The organism is Pseudoalteromonas sp. Of7M-16 (assembly GCF_022347805.1).
GTDB classification, from domain to species: domain Bacteria; phylum Pseudomonadota; class Gammaproteobacteria; order Enterobacterales; family Alteromonadaceae; genus Pseudoalteromonas; species Pseudoalteromonas luteoviolacea_F.
Map to the genome: position 1 here is coordinate 87,202 of NZ_JAKRFY010000011.1, position 14,993 is coordinate 102,194.

Sequence of the window (14,993 nt, forward strand, 5' to 3'; positions counted from 1 at the left end):
GAATCGTGGTGCTAGGTAGACAAGGTCGATAAATGAACAAAAACTGGGGCATTTTAGTCCTACCCCTTATTAGTACACAGGCTATAGCTAATTCGAACACTGTTAGCGGGCTCTGTAAAGACTATCTTCAGCCAAAAAACTGGCAACCTATGACCGGTTTGCTACCCGACACCATCGATATTCAAGCCAATAAAGTCGAACTTCAGGGTAAAGAAAGTGCTGAGTTTTCAGGGGATGTTGCTGTTAGTACCAACACCATGACCGTCACAGCCGAGAGCGCACTGATAGATAAGCAGAAAGGGCTTCTGCATGCTTCGGGCCCCTTGCTCTTTCAAGATGACTACACCATGGTCAATAGTTCAGGTATGTATGCCGATCTCAGTCAAAGTGAATTTAGCTTGCTCGGCGCACAGTATCAATTGACTCAACAACAAGGTAAAGGGAAAGCTGAAAAACTTCGTGCAACATCAACCCAAGTCGACCTGTTCAACTCAAGCTTCACAACCTGCCCAAGCGACAACCCTTTTTGGGAACTCGAAGCAAGTACAATTTCTCTGGACAAAGAAAAAGGCTGGGGAGAAACATATAACTCCGTTTTAAAGATACTCGATACGCCTGTTGTTTATATCCCTTATTTCACATTTCCAATTGACGATAAAAGAAAGTCTGGATTACTCACCCCGACGCTATCTAGTTCAAATAGATATGGTCTAGAAATCGTCACGCCTTATTATTTCAACCTTGCAGAAAATTATGACGCATTACTGACTCCTAGGTATATGTCAAACAAAGGGCTGCAATTGCAGGGCGAATTCCGCTATTTAACAGAACAACATACCGGAACTATCGCAGCTGAGATATTGAGCAACGACAAATCAGAAGCAAATTTAGATGAACGTTATTTAGTTCATTGGCAGCAAAAAAGTTATTTTAACGATTTTTGGCGTGCAAATATTGATGTAACGAATGTGAGTGATGACAATTACTTAACAGACTTAGGATCAAACTACGCAAATCAAACGGATACTCATTTGGCGCGAAAAGGCCAACTAAGCTATCTTGGAGAAGATTGGCTTGTCGATTTGCAGGTACAAAATTTTGAAGTATTGGGTAACCACGTAGAATCCTACTCTGCGTTTCCAGAAATCACAATTAAAAACCGTACTCCAGAAGAGTACCTAGGCGCTGACTGGCGTTTCACTGGACAAATGAGTCACTTTAAGAACAGTGATGCTCAAATCACGGACGCAACCCGTCTTCACCTTGAGCCAAGTGTAACCTACAACCTCAGTGATTACGCTTGGTCATTCGACTCAAAGTTTGCTCTTCTGCATACGCATTATGAACAAAATGGTCATTTTAGTGAGAGTGAATACGCAGAATCAACTTCACGCACGTTACCTAAGGTCCGTTTGCACGGACAATTAAACTTGGAGCGAAGCACACATTTCTTACTCGCCGATGGTACGCAAACATTAGAACCTCAGATCCAATATTTATACACACCTAAAAAGGATCAAAGCAAAATCGGCCAGTACGATACTGTAAAGATGCAGGATGACTTTTTTGGTTTGTTTAGAGAACGTCGCTTTTCCAGCGTCGACTATATCTCTGAAGCAAATCAATTTACTCTAGGTGCAACTACTCGCTTGCTTGACAATAAAAATATTGAGCGATTCAGTTTTAGCATGGGTCAAATCATTTATCTAAGTGACTCGGTCAAACCAACAAAAAATACGCTTGATGGACGTTTTGGTGACAATAACTACAATGCACTTTTTGCAGCGGAGACCAAAATACACTGGCACCCAAGATGGTACTTTTCAGGTGGTATACAATATGATGCCGACGAAAAGGACCTGATCCGTTCGCATATGACAATTGACTATCGAGGCAACAATAAAAAGCTGGTACAGTTGAACCATCACTATGCTAACGATGTCTCAGGTAATGAGATAGATCAAGTCGGTATCTTCACCAGCTTACCAATTGATGACAATTGGCAAGTGGTTGCAAGTTACCACCGCGATTTGACAAGTAAGCGCAGTATTGAAGTATTTGCCGGTGTGCAATACGAATCGTGTTGCTGGGCTGTTCAAATTACAGGCAACCGGACCATAGAAACGGACTTGAATCAGTCTACAAATTTTCAAGACCCGGTTTTCGACTCGAGCATAAATTTCAATTTTGTGTTAAAAGGGTTGGGGAGCAAGTCGAGATACGATGCAAGCCAATTACTGAAACAAGGTATATTTGGTTATAGAAGACCTTATTTTTTAAATAATTAACAACAAAGACTCTTATGAATTTCAAAAAGCTGTTACTCATTCCCGTACTAAGTGCCGCACTATGTCAGCCGGCGCTAGCTGAACGCATACAAATAGACAAAGTAGTTGCCACTGTTAATGATGGTGTTGTACTTCAAAGTGAAGTAGATCAAATCGTAAATCGAGTCAAAGAACAAGCAAGTCAACAAGGTACAGAGTTACCATCGGACAAAGTATTGCGTATTCAAGCAACTGATAAATTGATTGATGAAACCTTAATTTTGCAGCTTGCAAATAGAATGGGTCTAACTATCTCTGACGCCCATTTAGATCAGACTTTAGCAAATATCGCAAAAGAGCAAGGTGGCACCATTGTTGACCTTCGCAACTCAATTGAAGAAGCTGGTGACAGTTTCCAAGCTTATCGAGAGGAAATACGAAAAGAGATCACGGTCGGACAAGTTAAGCGCAGCGCAGTTGATAGAAGAGTTTACATAAGTCCACAAGAAATCGATAACTTGAATAAAATCCTCGCACAACAAACAGGTCAAAGCGAGGAATACAATATCGGCCACATTCTGATAAAAGTAGAAAGCAAAGCAAACCCTGAAGAAATTGCAGAAGCCAGAGAGCGTGCAGAAAACGTCATTAAGTTCTTAAACGACGGAAAAGAGTTTAAGCGCATTGCAATCGCCTCATCAGGTGGCGCCAATGCACTTGACGGTGGTCAGCTAGGCTGGATGGGTATCAATGAGATGCCAACGCTATTTGCCGAAGCCATCAAAGGTAAAAAGAAAGACGAATTAGTTGGTCCATTGCGTTCAGGAGCTGGCTTCCACATAGTTAAAGTTCAGGATGTCAGAGGGCGTGAGGTTGTCGAAACAGTTGAAGTTCGCTCAAGACACATTCTATTAGAACCGTCTATTATTCTAAGCGAAGAAAAAGCCCGTGATATGTTAGCAGGGTTCGTCAAAGATTTAAGAGCTGGCACAGCGGATTTTGCCGAACTTGCAAAAGAGCATTCTCAAGATCCAGGCTCAGCACTCAAAGGCGGTGAATACGATTGGACAGATCCAACTACGTATGTGCCAGCATTTAGAGACACGCTGTTAAGCCTTGAGCAAGATGAGATCAGTGAACCATTTCGCAGTAAATTTGGTTGGCATATTGTACAGCTTCTAGATAAGCGCGTTGCAGATAAAACTGAACAAGCAAAAATGAATAGAGCGCACCAACTATTGTTTAGAAGAAAATTCAAAGAAGAAAGCTTCAAATGGATGAGAGAAATGCGAGAGCAAGCTCACGTTGAAGTACTAGAGAGCAAATAAGAAGAGTGTATATGAGCTTGAGAATAGCTATTACTCCTGGTGAGCCTGCTGGAATTGGCCCTGATTTAGTGATTAAGTTAGCGCAACAAAGCTGGCCTGCCCAGCTTGTTGCAGTTGTAGACCGTACCATACTGGAACAAAGAGCCAGTGAGCTAGGTTTAGAGATTGAATTACTCCCATTTGATCCTCAACAAGATGTAACGCCCGCAGGACCTAAACAACTGTACTACCTTCAAGTAGACAAGGGATGTGACGTTGTTCCAGGACAGCTTGATGAACAAAACGGTCAATATGTGCTAGATACGCTGCGTATAGCTTCCGAGAAAAATATGGATGGCACCTTTGATGCTGTTGTCACAGGGCCTGTCCACAAAGGGATAATTAATAGAGCAGGTATCTCATTTAGTGGTCATACCGAATATTTTGCTCATCAATCCAACACACCAGATGTGGTAATGATGCTCGCTACGACAGGGTTAAGAGTTGCTTTAGCCACTACTCACATACCTCTGGCCTATGTTTCAAAGGCAATAACACAAGAGCGCCTGACTAAGGTTGCAAACATTCTCTACCATGACTTGCAAACTAAATTTGGTGTTGAAGACCCAAGGATCTTAGTGTGCGGCCTAAACCCTCACGCTGGAGAAGGCGGACATTTAGGGAATGAAGAAATTGATACAATTTCGCCAGTACTTGAAAAGCTCAACAATGAAGGCAAGAACTTCATAGGCCCTCTTCCTGCTGATACACTTTTTCAAGCCAAATACCTAGATAATGCGGATGCAGTACTGGCAATGTATCACGATCAAGGATTACCTGTGTTAAAATATAAAGGATTTGGAAACTCAGTTAATATTACTTTGGGATTGCCGTTTATAAGAACCTCGGTAGATCATGGCACTGCACTTGATCTCGCTGCATCTGGTGATGTGGAAGTAGGTAGCTTTGAATTAGCAATTCACGAAGCAATCAAGCTTGCAAGCAAGAAAATACAGAATTCATGACAGATAAAGTACATTTGGGCCACCGCGCCCGCAAAAGATTTGGTCAAAACTTTTTAAATGACGATAGCATCATTGATAAAATTGTCACAGCGATTGACCCTACTCCGAACGACAACTTAGTGGAAATTGGACCTGGCTTAGGGGCAATTACAGAGCCCGTAGTTGAGCTAAGTGGCAAACTCACAGTTGTTGAGCTGGACAGAGATCTTGCAGAGCGCTTAATTGCGCATCCCACGATGGGAAGCAAGTTAACAGTCCATCAGGGCGATGCAATGAAGTTTGATTTTGCTAACCTAGTCAGTGAAACAGCTAAGCTAAAAATATTTGGTAACCTACCATATAATGTCTCTACTCCACTGCTTTTTCATTTATTTGAGTTTGCAGATCAAGTTGAGCACATGCACTTTATGCTGCAAAAAGAGGTAGTTAACCGTATGGTCGCAGGGCCTGGTTCGAAGGCATATGGCAGACTAAGTGTGATGACGCAATACTACTGCCATGCGATGCCGGTTATTGAAGTTCCGCCAACTTGCTTTAAACCTGCTCCTAAAGTGGACTCAGCCGTTGTTCGATTGATCCCAAAGGATGCCAGTCAACGCAGCGCTAAAAGCACGAAAATACTAAATACCGTCTGTTTAGAGGCCTTTAATCAGCGACGTAAAACGCTGCGCAACAGCCTATCAAATTTACTAACGGTAGAAGAAATAACTCAACTTGGGATAGACCCGTCACTTCGTGCGGAAAATATCTCTCTTTCTCAATTTATCGAAATTGCCAACTGGATTTATGACAACAAACAGTGAATTAGGATCACCGATAAAGGTATCTGTTGAGACATTTTATGTTGAAGCTCAATCTCAACCAGAAAAAGACAAATACGTTTTTGCTTATACTATTACGATAAAGAACCATAGCCTGTGTAGTGCAAAATTGGAAAGTCGCTATTGGTTGATCACCGACGCCAATGGCAAAGAGACTGAAGTTGAAGGCGACGGTGTTGTGGGTGAACAGCCAACAATCCGACCTGGTGAGAGCTATCAATACACCAGTGGTGCTGTATTAGATACTCCCGTAGGTACAATGGAAGGCTATTATTTAATGCGTAATGAGTTTGGTTCGGAGTTCAAGGCTCCAATAAAAGTCTTCAGGCTCAACCGACCAGATATTCTGCACTGATAACATGGCAAGTTACGCTATAGGTGATTTACAGGGGTGTTATACCCCTTTTAAAAAACTACTTGAAGCCGTTGATTTTAACCCGAGCCAAGATCATTTGTATTTGGTAGGTGATCTAGTTGCTCGTGGACCAGACTCACTGGCTTGCATGGAACACGTCACCTCTTTGCAAAACTCCGTTACTGTAACGCTTGGTAACCACGATTTGCACCTGCTGTCGACAGTATTAAATAAAAGAGCGCCTAATCCCAAAGATAAACTAGACACTCTTTTAGCAAGTAGCGCATTACCGACCTATTTGTCTTTTTTACAATCTCAGCCCCTATGCACCTATTTGCCAGAATTTGATAGTTTTATCTCTCATGCTGGAATTCACCCATTTTGGCATATAGAACAAGCACTTGAGTTATCAAAATGGGCACAATCTTGTTACCAGAGCCCACATGCTGCAGACTTTTTGTCAGGTATGTATGGCAAAGAGCCTGCGATAGAAATTACTCACGACAATCCGCAAACTAAATTCAACACCATCGTCAATGTGTTTTCTAGAATGCGATTTTTGACTAAAGATTGGCAACTAGATTTCGAGAGTAAAGGCAGCCAAAACGATGTTGATCATTTACAGCCTTGGTTTAGTCACCCAAGATTTAAAACGAGCAGCACGCGTTTCGTATTTGGTCACTGGGCTGCACTCGAAGGAAAAACATCTGTGAGCAATGTCGTTGCTTTGGATACAGGATGTGTATGGGGTGGTCCAATGACAATGATAAATCTGTCCACAAATGAACAAATTTACAGCAAATAGTCAAAAACCATCCGTTTTTACTGAATTTTATATTCACATCTGCTATAAAATACTTAACTAATGCGCAATAAATCCGATAAGTGGTTGTACTGCTTTAACTTGATGGTATGTCTGTATGAATTTAACCGTTAGCCAACGTATTTGGGGTGGCTTTATAATAATTACCCTGCTTTTATTGTTAATTGGAGTGAACTCACTGCTTAGGATTGCAAATATTGATAGTTCCACTCAATTGGTCAACAACTTATCACTGCCAGCGCTAGACCGAAGTGCCGCATTGCAAATCGAGTTTACGCAGATGAGTAAAATAGCTCAGGCGAGTTACTTCACACAATCTAGCAGTGATCTAAACAACTTAAAGGCAACTTTTAATACTCGCCAAAGTACTTTTGAAAAAAGCTACTCTGCGCTCAATCAAGTTGTCAGAGATGAGCCTACTCTCTATGATAGTAGCAAAGATGTATCTGCAAGCTTTGGATCATTTTCCAAATCGGTTAACGCCTTGTTCGCTGATAAATCACTAGAACTTAGCCTCAACAAACAGCTTGTCGCTCAACTTGAAGAAGCTGAAATTGCCGCAGATGATGCTGCGACTGTGGTTGTCGATATTCTTGATTTAGAAGGTTTCGAGTCATTAAATGCCCGCGCATATCAAGCGGCAAATAAACTGGAGAACTCATTTAGCTCTCTGGCTACAAGTAGCGCGGACATACTGACAATTAATGAAGCCAGTACATTAGATATTGTTAAAAAAGAACAAAGCTATGTGTTTGAAGACATTGACCGCAACCTAGAATTAATGCGCAGTACTGTTGCCCAATTAGATGAAGACTTACTCAATGATCTGGACGCTTACTACAGCGCGTTGAAAGATCAGCTTCAGGGTAGTGACAGCATTGCCAACAACCGCCAAAAGTTAATTACAGCACGTATTAGCACTCAAAATGAGCTAAATAACGCCGAGCAAGCAACAAAGAAAGCACTCGACCAACTTGGTGCGCTGGTAGCCCAATCCAAACAATTGGCCTTTGAAATCCAAAATGAAGTGACTGAAGACGTGTCATCTGCCAACATCGCTACATGGACCGGTATGATTGCTGCGACCTTATTGGCCATCGGCATTGCCTATTTTACAGTCAGCCGCATTACCAAACCTCTGGCTGAAGTAAACCGTGTACTTGATATCGTTGCAAAAGGCGACATGACACACTCTTTAGATGCGTCTGCAAAAGATGAATTTGGTGAGTTAGCGCAAAGTTGTAATACACTTATCACTAGCCTGAAAGAGCTTATTACAGGTATTGTGTCTCGTTCGACTCAACTTGCTGCGGCTTCAGAACAAACATCAGCTATCACAGCTGAATCAAGCCAAGCAATTAAAAGCCAGCAGTCTCAAGTTGAACAGGCGGCAACTGCAACTACAGAAATGAGCAGCACGGCACATGGCGTGAGCAATAGTGCTCATCAAGCGCTTGAAGAAATTAAAAATGCGGATCAAGAAGCTGAGCGTGTCAAAGGGATTTCGCATGACAATAAACGCACTATTGAACAGCTAGCTCACGAAGTAGAAGAGGTATCTACCGTGATCAATAAGCTGCACCAAGATAGCTCCGCTATTGGTGGTATTTTGGATGTTATTCGCGGTATTGCTGAACAAACCAACTTGCTTGCACTGAACGCGGCTATAGAAGCTGCCCGAGCAGGTGAACAAGGTCGAGGCTTTGCGGTAGTTGCTGATGAAGTAAGATCTCTTGCAAGTAAAACACAAGAGTCGACGCAAGAAATCCAATCGATGATCGAATCATTGCAAGCTGGTGCAGAAGAAGCCGTAACAGCTATGTCCAAAGGTCAACAGCAAGCTGAGTCTTGTGTGTCACAAAGTGATATAGCCAATGAAGCATTGAATTGCATTACCGATGCGGTATCAAGAGCTCATGATGTAAGTGAAGAAATTGCCACAGCAGCCAATGAGCAACAACAAGTTTCTCAAGAGATCAGCGAGCGACTGGAGTCGATTGTCGCAATTGCAGAACAAACTGCTGAGGGCGCTAATCAAACCTCAACTTCAAGTTCTGAAGTTGCTAAGCTTGCTGAGGAACTACGACTGTCAGTGTCTCAATTTAGAGTTTAATACTGCAAGGTCAACCCAAATCTTGTAATTGCCTGTTGTAACGTTATCTTCAGGCAAAAAAAATCGCCCTTATGGGCGATTTTTTTATAACTGCTATCAGTCAATTAAAATAGCGAATTAGCTTTCGCCACCACATTGTCGACTGTGAAACCAAAATGTTTAAATAGCTCGCCTGCTGGCGCTGACTCACCAAATGTGCTCATACCTACAATCGCACCATTCAAGCCAACATACTTGTACCAGAAGTCTTCAATGCCCGCTTCGATTGCCACACGGCGTGTTACTGAAGCTGGTAGAACAGACGCTTTGTACTCTGCAGATTGTGCATCGAATACATCAGTAGAAGGCATAGATACCACTCTTACTTTCTTACCGTCTTGACGAAGTTGTTCAGCCGCTTCCACCGCAAGTTGCACTTCTGAGCCTGTTGCAATCAAAATCACATCAGGGTTTGAATCACAGCTAAGCACGTAGCCGCCGCGTTTAATTGCTGCTACTTGCTCTTCTGTACGAGCTTGCTGTGCAAGGCCCTGTCGAGTGAAAACTAGCGACGTTGGACCGTCCTTACGCTCGATTGCTTGTTGCCAAGAAACTGCAGACTCAACCTGATCACATGGACGCCAGCTAACAAGGTTTGGTGTCATGCGCATATTTGCAAGCTGTTCTACAGGTTGGTGCGTTGGACCATCTTCACCTAGGCCAATGGAATCGTGAGTGTAAACGAAAATACTAGGCTGCTTCATAAGCGCGGCCATACGTACAGCGTTACGTGCATATTCCATGAACATCAGGAAAGTCGCACCGTATGGGATAAAGCCTTTGTGTAAAGCAATACCATTCATAATCGCTGACATGCCAAATTCACGTACGCCGTAGAAGATATAGTTACCAGATGCATCATCTGCTGTCAGGCCTTTTGAACCTTCCCACAGCGTCAAGTTTGAACCTGCAAGGTCTGCTGATCCGCCCATAAACTCTGGTAAAATTGGGCCAAATGCGTTTAATGCATTTTGTGACGCTTTACGCGTTGCCGGGTTTGCTGGGTTTGCTTGCAATTCAGCAATATAAGCTTCTGTTTGCTCAGTCCAGTTTGTCGGCAATTCACCCTTTGTACGGCGCTCGAACTCAGCAGCCAATTCAGGGTAGTGCATTTGGTATTCCGTAAATTTAACTAGCCATTCGCTTTGGATTTGCTGGCCGTGTGCCGAACCATCCCATTTAGCATAAACGCCTTCAGGGATCTCAAAAGCACCATGCTCCCAGCCTAGGAATTCACGAGCTGCTTTGATCTCGTCATCACCTAAAGGTGCGCCGTGACAATCATGGCTTCCTGATTTATTTGGTGAACCGTAGCCAATCACAGTTTTACAACAAATTAATGTTGGTTTACCCGTCTCTGCGCGTGCAGCTTCAATCGCAGCTTTAATTGCTTCACTGTCATGACCGTCGACCGCCGGAATTACGTGCCAGCCGTATGCTTCAAAGCGCTGTGGCGTATCATCGCTAAACCAGCCTTCCACTTCGCCGTCAATTGAAATACCGTTGTCATCCCAAAACGCGATTAGCTTGCCTAGTCCTAATGTACCAGCTAAAGAACACGCCTCATGAGAAATACCTTCCATAAGACAGCCGTCACCTAAAAACGCATAAGTGTAGTGATCAACAATGTCATATTCATCGCGGTTGAATTGCGCCGCTAATGCCTTCTCAGCAATTGCCATGCCTACTGCATTAGTAATGCCTTGGCCTAATGGACCAGTGGTCGTTTCAATGCCCGGCGCATACCCATACTCTGGGTGGCCAGGTGTCTTAGAGTGCATTTGACGAAAGTTCTTTAAATCGTCAATAGACAAGTCATAGCCACTCAAATGTAATAACGAATAAATTAACATTGAGCCGTGGCCATTTGATAATACAAATCTATCTCTATCTACCCATTCTGGATTGTTTGGGTTGTGCTTTAAATAATCGCGCCAAAGTACCTCTGCGATGTCTGCCATGCCCATTGGTGCCCCTGGGTGGCCTGATTTAGCCTTTTGTACAGCGTCCATGGATAGAACGCGAATTGCGTTTGCAAGTTCTTTGCGAGATGGCATGGATTCTCCTACCTTTAAGTGTTTGCACGAGTGTTTTTAAAGGCCCATTTTTACCTAATAAAATTACCACTGCAATTAAAATCACAAGAAAAGTTATAAATTCACTTTGTTTTTAATGCGTAAATTGCAAGTATCTAAAAATAGACGTCTAGGCGTAAAAAAACTATGCATATAAAATTGTTTTCGTTAGAATATCTCTTCTAAAATTTTCTCGCGCTGTTTTACGCATGTTCGCGAAGCGCTTTTTTTGTGAGTATAAATAATGGCGAAACACTTATTTACTTCAGAGTCAGTTTCTGAAGGCCATCCGGATAAAATTGCGGATCAGATTTCAGATGCAGTATTAGATGCAATTCTTGAGCAAGACCCAAAGGCACGCGTAGCGTGTGAGACCTACGTTAAAACAGGTATGGTCATGGTTGGTGGTGAAGTAACCACAAGCGCTTGGGTAGACATTGAAGAATTAACACGTAAAACAGTTCGTGAAATTGGTTATACCCATTCTGATATGGGCTTTGATGCTGACTCTTGCGCAATTTTAAACACCATTGGTAAACAGTCTCCAGACATCAACCAAGGCGTAGATCGCTCTCGTCCAGAAGAGCAAGGCGCTGGTGACCAGGGTCTGATGTTTGGATATGCGTGTAATGAAACAGACGTTTTAATGCCTGCACCAATCACCTATTCTCACCGTCTTGTACAGCGCCAAGCAGCTGTACGTAAAGATGGCACTCTGCCGTGGTTACGCCCAGATGCAAAATCACAAGTAACTTTTGCATACGAAAATGGTAAACCAGTTGGCATCGACGCAGTTGTACTTTCAACTCAGCACTGTGATTCAGTATCACAAGATGATCTGATTGAAGCTGTAATGGAAACAATCATTAAGCCTACACTGCCTGAAGAGCTAATTACCGAAGCGACAAAATTCTTCATCAACCCAACTGGACGCTTTGTTATCGGTGGTCCAATGGGTGACTGTGGTCTAACTGGTCGTAAAATCATCGTAGATACATACGGTGGTATGGCAAGACACGGTGGTGGTGCTTTCTCAGGTAAAGATCCATCAAAAGTAGACCGCTCAGCTGCATATGCAGGTCGTTATGTTGCTAAAAACATTGTAGCGGCAGGCCTTGCTGATAAGTGTGAAATCCAAGTTTCTTATGCTATCGGTGTAGCTGAACCAACTTCTATCAGCATTGATACTTTTGGTACTGGTAAACTTGAAGAAACACGCCTAATTGAGCTAGTTCGTGAGCATTTTGACCTTCGTCCATACGGCTTAATCACAATGCTTGATCTAGAGCGTCCAATTTATCAGCCTACTGCTGCATATGGTCACTTTGGTCGTGAAGAGTTCCCTTGGGAAAAAACTGACAAAGCAGAAGCACTTAAAGCAGTTGCTGGACTTTAATAGTCTAAACTATGTTAGTAAAAAGGCGCTTGTTAAGGCGCCTTTTATATATCTTAACCAATTAAAAATTCCTCAACATCCTCTTTCATATCCGTGTAATCATCGTCACTCAAATCCAATGCCAACATCACATCATCTCTGAAAGCATGCCAGTCTGCACAACTTCTAAAGTGTTTAATTTCAAAAGAGAAGTTTTCTGCAAGTTTTAATGTAGCGAGGATTTTCTTTTCAAGATCAGAATCACTATCTTGGAAGAAGTGCGCATCATGATGACGCAATATAATTTGACATACCCTTTTGGGCAGGTGCCACGAACTCGCCAAGTAATACCCTACAACAGTGTGATTTGTGGGGTATTGTTCTGATTCGTATTCTATCAATGAGTGTTCAGGCCGCTGTGTTGCGCGCATTAAAACGTCATTGTAATCCTGAAATCGCATAGCCATTGCAGGGATCCCTGCATCGTGAAATAGTCCAAGCAACTGTAAATCTTCGATGGGGACAGGTGTTTTAGTCTGTTTTCCAATGAGCATGGCCACTTGTGATATGTCGGACGCACTATCCCAAAAGCGCTGCAGTGATATACAGCAATCATCTTGCTCAAATGCACTCTTGAGTAGATGCCCTGTCACGACTTGTGTAATGCAATTCATGCCTAAAAACATCACAGCTTGCTTTATATCTGTTATCGTCCTCGACATGCCATAAGCTGGGGAATTAATGACTTTCAATACAGCAGCAGAAGTCGCAACATCTTCTGTAATGATCTCTGCTACACGACTTAACTCAGGTTCATCTTGATTCAGCTCATTTTGTAAACTTTGCAGTATTTCCGGTTTGGCAGGCAAATTGAAACCAGACCGTAAGTCAGCTAAGACTTTGTCATCAATATCTATCATAGGTCACCTATGTGGTGGCATTGATTTTAGTGTAGTAGATGAAATTTGACCTGTCGCGACTATTTAATAAACTCCAACAATCTCCGATTAACGGCCGATAGTCACTTTGCTACAAACCATTTAACCAACTATTGATGCAGTATTTATACACAGGGATAAAATTTAAATTACTATCTATTGGTTTGAAAATTCGCGCTTTTTTTAAAAGGGGGCAAATTCACACGAGAAAAACATCAAAGCGCTTGCGAATTTACTAAGCATGTAAGTTTGAAAGTAGAGTGCTAGAACACACCCTACCTTTATCACGGAATTAACAGTCTACCAATAGGGTTCACAATTGATAGATGCTTGTCTACTTTGCTCCATGGCACTTATTAAAAAATCTGACTTTTGCTGAAGCCAAGTAAGTATATCTGAAAATGACTGAGCATCTTGGCCCTCACACAAACGCTTCAAATAGTGCAGCGTTTCTAATTCATAGATACCAGCAAGAATATCCATCCAAGGCGCTCTAAAGCTATGCCTCTCCCCTTCCTCAAAAAGTGCACCAAAGCAATTGCCACTTAGCAACATTTCCTCAATATGAGGTCTTGTTTGTACATATTGTTCGACTGCCATCGCTTGTTTGTCCGGAAACATGCCCCTGAGTTTTTTCCACTCTTGGTCAAATGTTTTTTTGGTCATACCACGAACACTGCTTTGGGCCGACTTAATTGCATTTTGATCCCAGTTTTGACGCCAGCTTTTCTCTATCAACCATCGTGTGAGTGACAGCAACAATTTGTTGTAACGCGGGCAGTGAAACAGATCTTCTAAATCAGTTTTTGTCGGTTGTACGCTCTTTAAATCATCAATTATTTGCGACAATTCAGGCGCATTATGGATGCGCTTATAATAAGCGTGACGTTTAGAGGTGTATGTTTTCAAATAAATAGCACTCTCAACCCACTCAAGCTCACCCAACAGCCATTTTAATTCCTTGCGAAGACTATCCGTGGTTTCCTTTGCTACAAATTCCTCAAACAGCCAAAAAGCATGTCTGACTAAACGTACCCCATCAATAATGCGCTTCAACGTTTTTAAACTCGGCTCGTTGACGTAGCATTGCTCATGTTTTTGCACAAGTTCAATGGCATAGTTAACTGTTTTTATAAATGCTTGCTCTTGATTCATGTCACCAGACAAAGGCACAAAACCAATTTCACTGTTTGGTTGCAGTGGCATATCATCTGCCAACCTGTAACCTCTTGCCGCTTTCGAATAAAAACCTAATCGCATACCAACTTGTGACACAAGCTGCTCTGCCAATAAAAAGAGGTCCGTACGCTCACCTTCAACCAGTTCAATTTCAAGTTCAGAAATAGGCTCTGACTTACCGCTTGCAGAGACCTCTCCTTTGTCCAATACCACCTCAATCAAACTGCCAGCGTCAGTTTCGATTAGCCACGTTCGACGAATAAAATTGGTCGTAAAAATAGGAAAGAGGTTTTCTGAAATAGGCTCTAAACGCATTCCCATCGGCCAAATAGCCGTGTCGAATGCAAAAATATCTGGTTTTCTACCATTTAACGGAAGGTTGTACTCTGGACGCTGGTGAAGACCACCCAACACTTCTCCCGAAAGTTTGATTGTTTGCTCACATTCGTCATTTACACATCGCGTACGCAAACCAATATCAAGCGCTCTTAGCTCTCTGCTGGGCGTATCGTAGTATGCATTTTCAAGATTTTTCGCCGGCTTATTATTAACCCGCTTCGCAAACTGTGTGATCAATGCTGGAATAAGCGGAACTTCATTATCTGAAACCAAAAACTTCAGTTCTATTTCAGTGTCCATTAGGGGGTAGGTTACCTTTATAAAATGAGAACGTTCA

Annotated in this window: 11 protein-coding genes; 8 read left to right on the forward strand and 3 right to left on the reverse strand. The window is 42.5% G+C overall.

Annotated elements, in window-relative coordinates; translation table 11 throughout:
- Positions 1-32: 32 nt before the first annotated feature.
- From lptD to MHN81_RS13180, 7 genes are all read left to right on the forward strand, one after another.
- Complete coding sequence (gene lptD, locus MHN81_RS13150) at positions 33-2,288, forward strand: LPS assembly protein LptD (protein ID WP_023397615.1); 2,256 nt, start codon at positions 33-35, stop codon at positions 2,286-2,288.
- Positions 2,289-2,302: 14 nt separating this feature from the next.
- Positions 2,303-3,595 carry a peptidylprolyl isomerase SurA gene (gene surA, locus MHN81_RS13155; RefSeq protein ID WP_023397614.1) on the forward strand — a complete coding sequence of 431 codons (1,293 nt, stop codon included), beginning with the start codon at positions 2,303-2,305 and terminating at the stop codon, positions 3,593-3,595.
- A gap of 11 nt (positions 3,596-3,606) precedes the next feature.
- The gene (pdxA, locus tag MHN81_RS13160; protein WP_023397613.1) at positions 3,607-4,599 is read left to right on the forward strand and encodes a 4-hydroxythreonine-4-phosphate dehydrogenase PdxA; all 993 of its coding nucleotides are present in this window, start codon (positions 3,607-3,609) and stop codon (positions 4,597-4,599) included.
- Entirely contained in the window at positions 4,596-5,402 is an 807-nt protein-coding gene (gene rsmA, locus MHN81_RS13165) for a 16S rRNA (adenine(1518)-N(6)/adenine(1519)-N(6))-dimethyltransferase RsmA (RefSeq protein ID WP_023397612.1), read from the forward strand. Before pdxA ends, rsmA begins: the two co-directional genes overlap by 4 nt.
- Positions 5,386-5,775 carry a Co2+/Mg2+ efflux protein ApaG gene (gene apaG / locus MHN81_RS13170; RefSeq protein WP_023397611.1) on the forward strand — a complete coding sequence of 130 codons (390 nt, stop codon included), beginning with the start codon at positions 5,386-5,388 and terminating at the stop codon, positions 5,773-5,775. Before rsmA ends, apaG begins: the two co-directional genes overlap by 17 nt.
- 4 nt (positions 5,776-5,779) lie before the next feature.
- Complete coding sequence (locus MHN81_RS13175; protein ID WP_023397610.1) at positions 5,780-6,580, forward strand: symmetrical bis(5'-nucleosyl)-tetraphosphatase; 801 nt, start codon at positions 5,780-5,782, stop codon at positions 6,578-6,580.
- A gap of 115 nt (positions 6,581-6,695) precedes the next feature.
- The gene (locus MHN81_RS13180) at positions 6,696-8,711 is read left to right on the forward strand and encodes a methyl-accepting chemotaxis protein (RefSeq protein ID WP_023397609.1); all 2,016 of its coding nucleotides are present in this window, start codon (positions 6,696-6,698) and stop codon (positions 8,709-8,711) included.
- 104 nt (positions 8,712-8,815) lie between these two features.
- Here MHN81_RS13180 and tkt read toward each other — a convergent pair whose 3' ends face one another.
- The gene (gene tkt, locus MHN81_RS13185) at positions 8,816-10,807 is read right to left on the reverse strand and encodes a transketolase (RefSeq protein ID WP_023398573.1); all 1,992 of its coding nucleotides are present in this window, start codon (positions 10,805-10,807) and stop codon (positions 8,816-8,818) included.
- Positions 10,808-11,069: 262 nt separating this feature from the next.
- Here tkt and metK point away from each other — a divergent pair, with 262 nt between their 5' ends.
- Complete coding sequence (metK, locus tag MHN81_RS13190) at positions 11,070-12,221, forward strand: methionine adenosyltransferase (protein ID WP_239425938.1); 1,152 nt, start codon at positions 11,070-11,072, stop codon at positions 12,219-12,221.
- Between the two features lie 53 nt (positions 12,222-12,274).
- On the opposite strand, the gene MHN81_RS13195 is transcribed toward metK, so the two are convergent.
- Positions 12,275-13,120 carry an HDOD domain-containing protein gene (locus MHN81_RS13195; protein WP_023398571.1) on the reverse strand — a complete coding sequence of 282 codons (846 nt, stop codon included), beginning with the start codon at positions 13,118-13,120 and terminating at the stop codon, positions 12,275-12,277.
- A gap of 318 nt (positions 13,121-13,438) precedes the next feature.
- On the reverse strand, positions 13,439-14,956 hold the full coding sequence (locus MHN81_RS13200) for a CYTH and CHAD domain-containing protein (RefSeq protein WP_036975637.1): 1,518 nt from the start codon (positions 14,954-14,956) through the stop codon (positions 13,439-13,441).
- Between the last annotated feature and the right edge of the window lie 37 nt (positions 14,957-14,993).

Excerpts from the sequence above, each read along its gene's own strand:
- lptD (WP_023397615.1), top strand. The coding sequence starts at position 33 with ATGAACAAAAACTGGGGCATTTTAGTCCTACCCCTTATTAGTACACAG.
- MHN81_RS13200 (WP_036975637.1), bottom strand. The coding sequence starts at position 14,956 with ATGGACACTGAAATAGAACTGAAGTTTTTGGTTTCAGATAATGAAGTT.
- MHN81_RS13175 (WP_023397610.1), top strand. The coding sequence starts at position 5,780 with ATGGCAAGTTACGCTATAGGTGATTTACAGGGGTGTTATACCCCTTTT.
- MHN81_RS13195 (WP_023398571.1), bottom strand. The coding sequence starts at position 13,120 with ATGATAGATATTGATGACAAAGTCTTAGCTGACTTACGGTCTGGTTTC.
- rsmA (WP_023397612.1), top strand. The coding sequence starts at position 4,596 with ATGACAGATAAAGTACATTTGGGCCACCGCGCCCGCAAAAGATTTGGT.
- pdxA (WP_023397613.1), top strand. The coding sequence starts at position 3,607 with ATGAGCTTGAGAATAGCTATTACTCCTGGTGAGCCTGCTGGAATTGGC.
- MHN81_RS13180 (WP_023397609.1), top strand. The coding sequence starts at position 6,696 with ATGAATTTAACCGTTAGCCAACGTATTTGGGGTGGCTTTATAATAATT.
- apaG (WP_023397611.1), top strand. The coding sequence starts at position 5,386 with ATGACAACAAACAGTGAATTAGGATCACCGATAAAGGTATCTGTTGAG.
- tkt (WP_023398573.1), bottom strand. The coding sequence starts at position 10,807 with ATGCCATCTCGCAAAGAACTTGCAAACGCAATTCGCGTTCTATCCATG.
- surA (WP_023397614.1), top strand. The coding sequence starts at position 2,303 with ATGAATTTCAAAAAGCTGTTACTCATTCCCGTACTAAGTGCCGCACTA.
- metK (WP_239425938.1), top strand. The coding sequence starts at position 11,070 with ATGGCGAAACACTTATTTACTTCAGAGTCAGTTTCTGAAGGCCATCCG.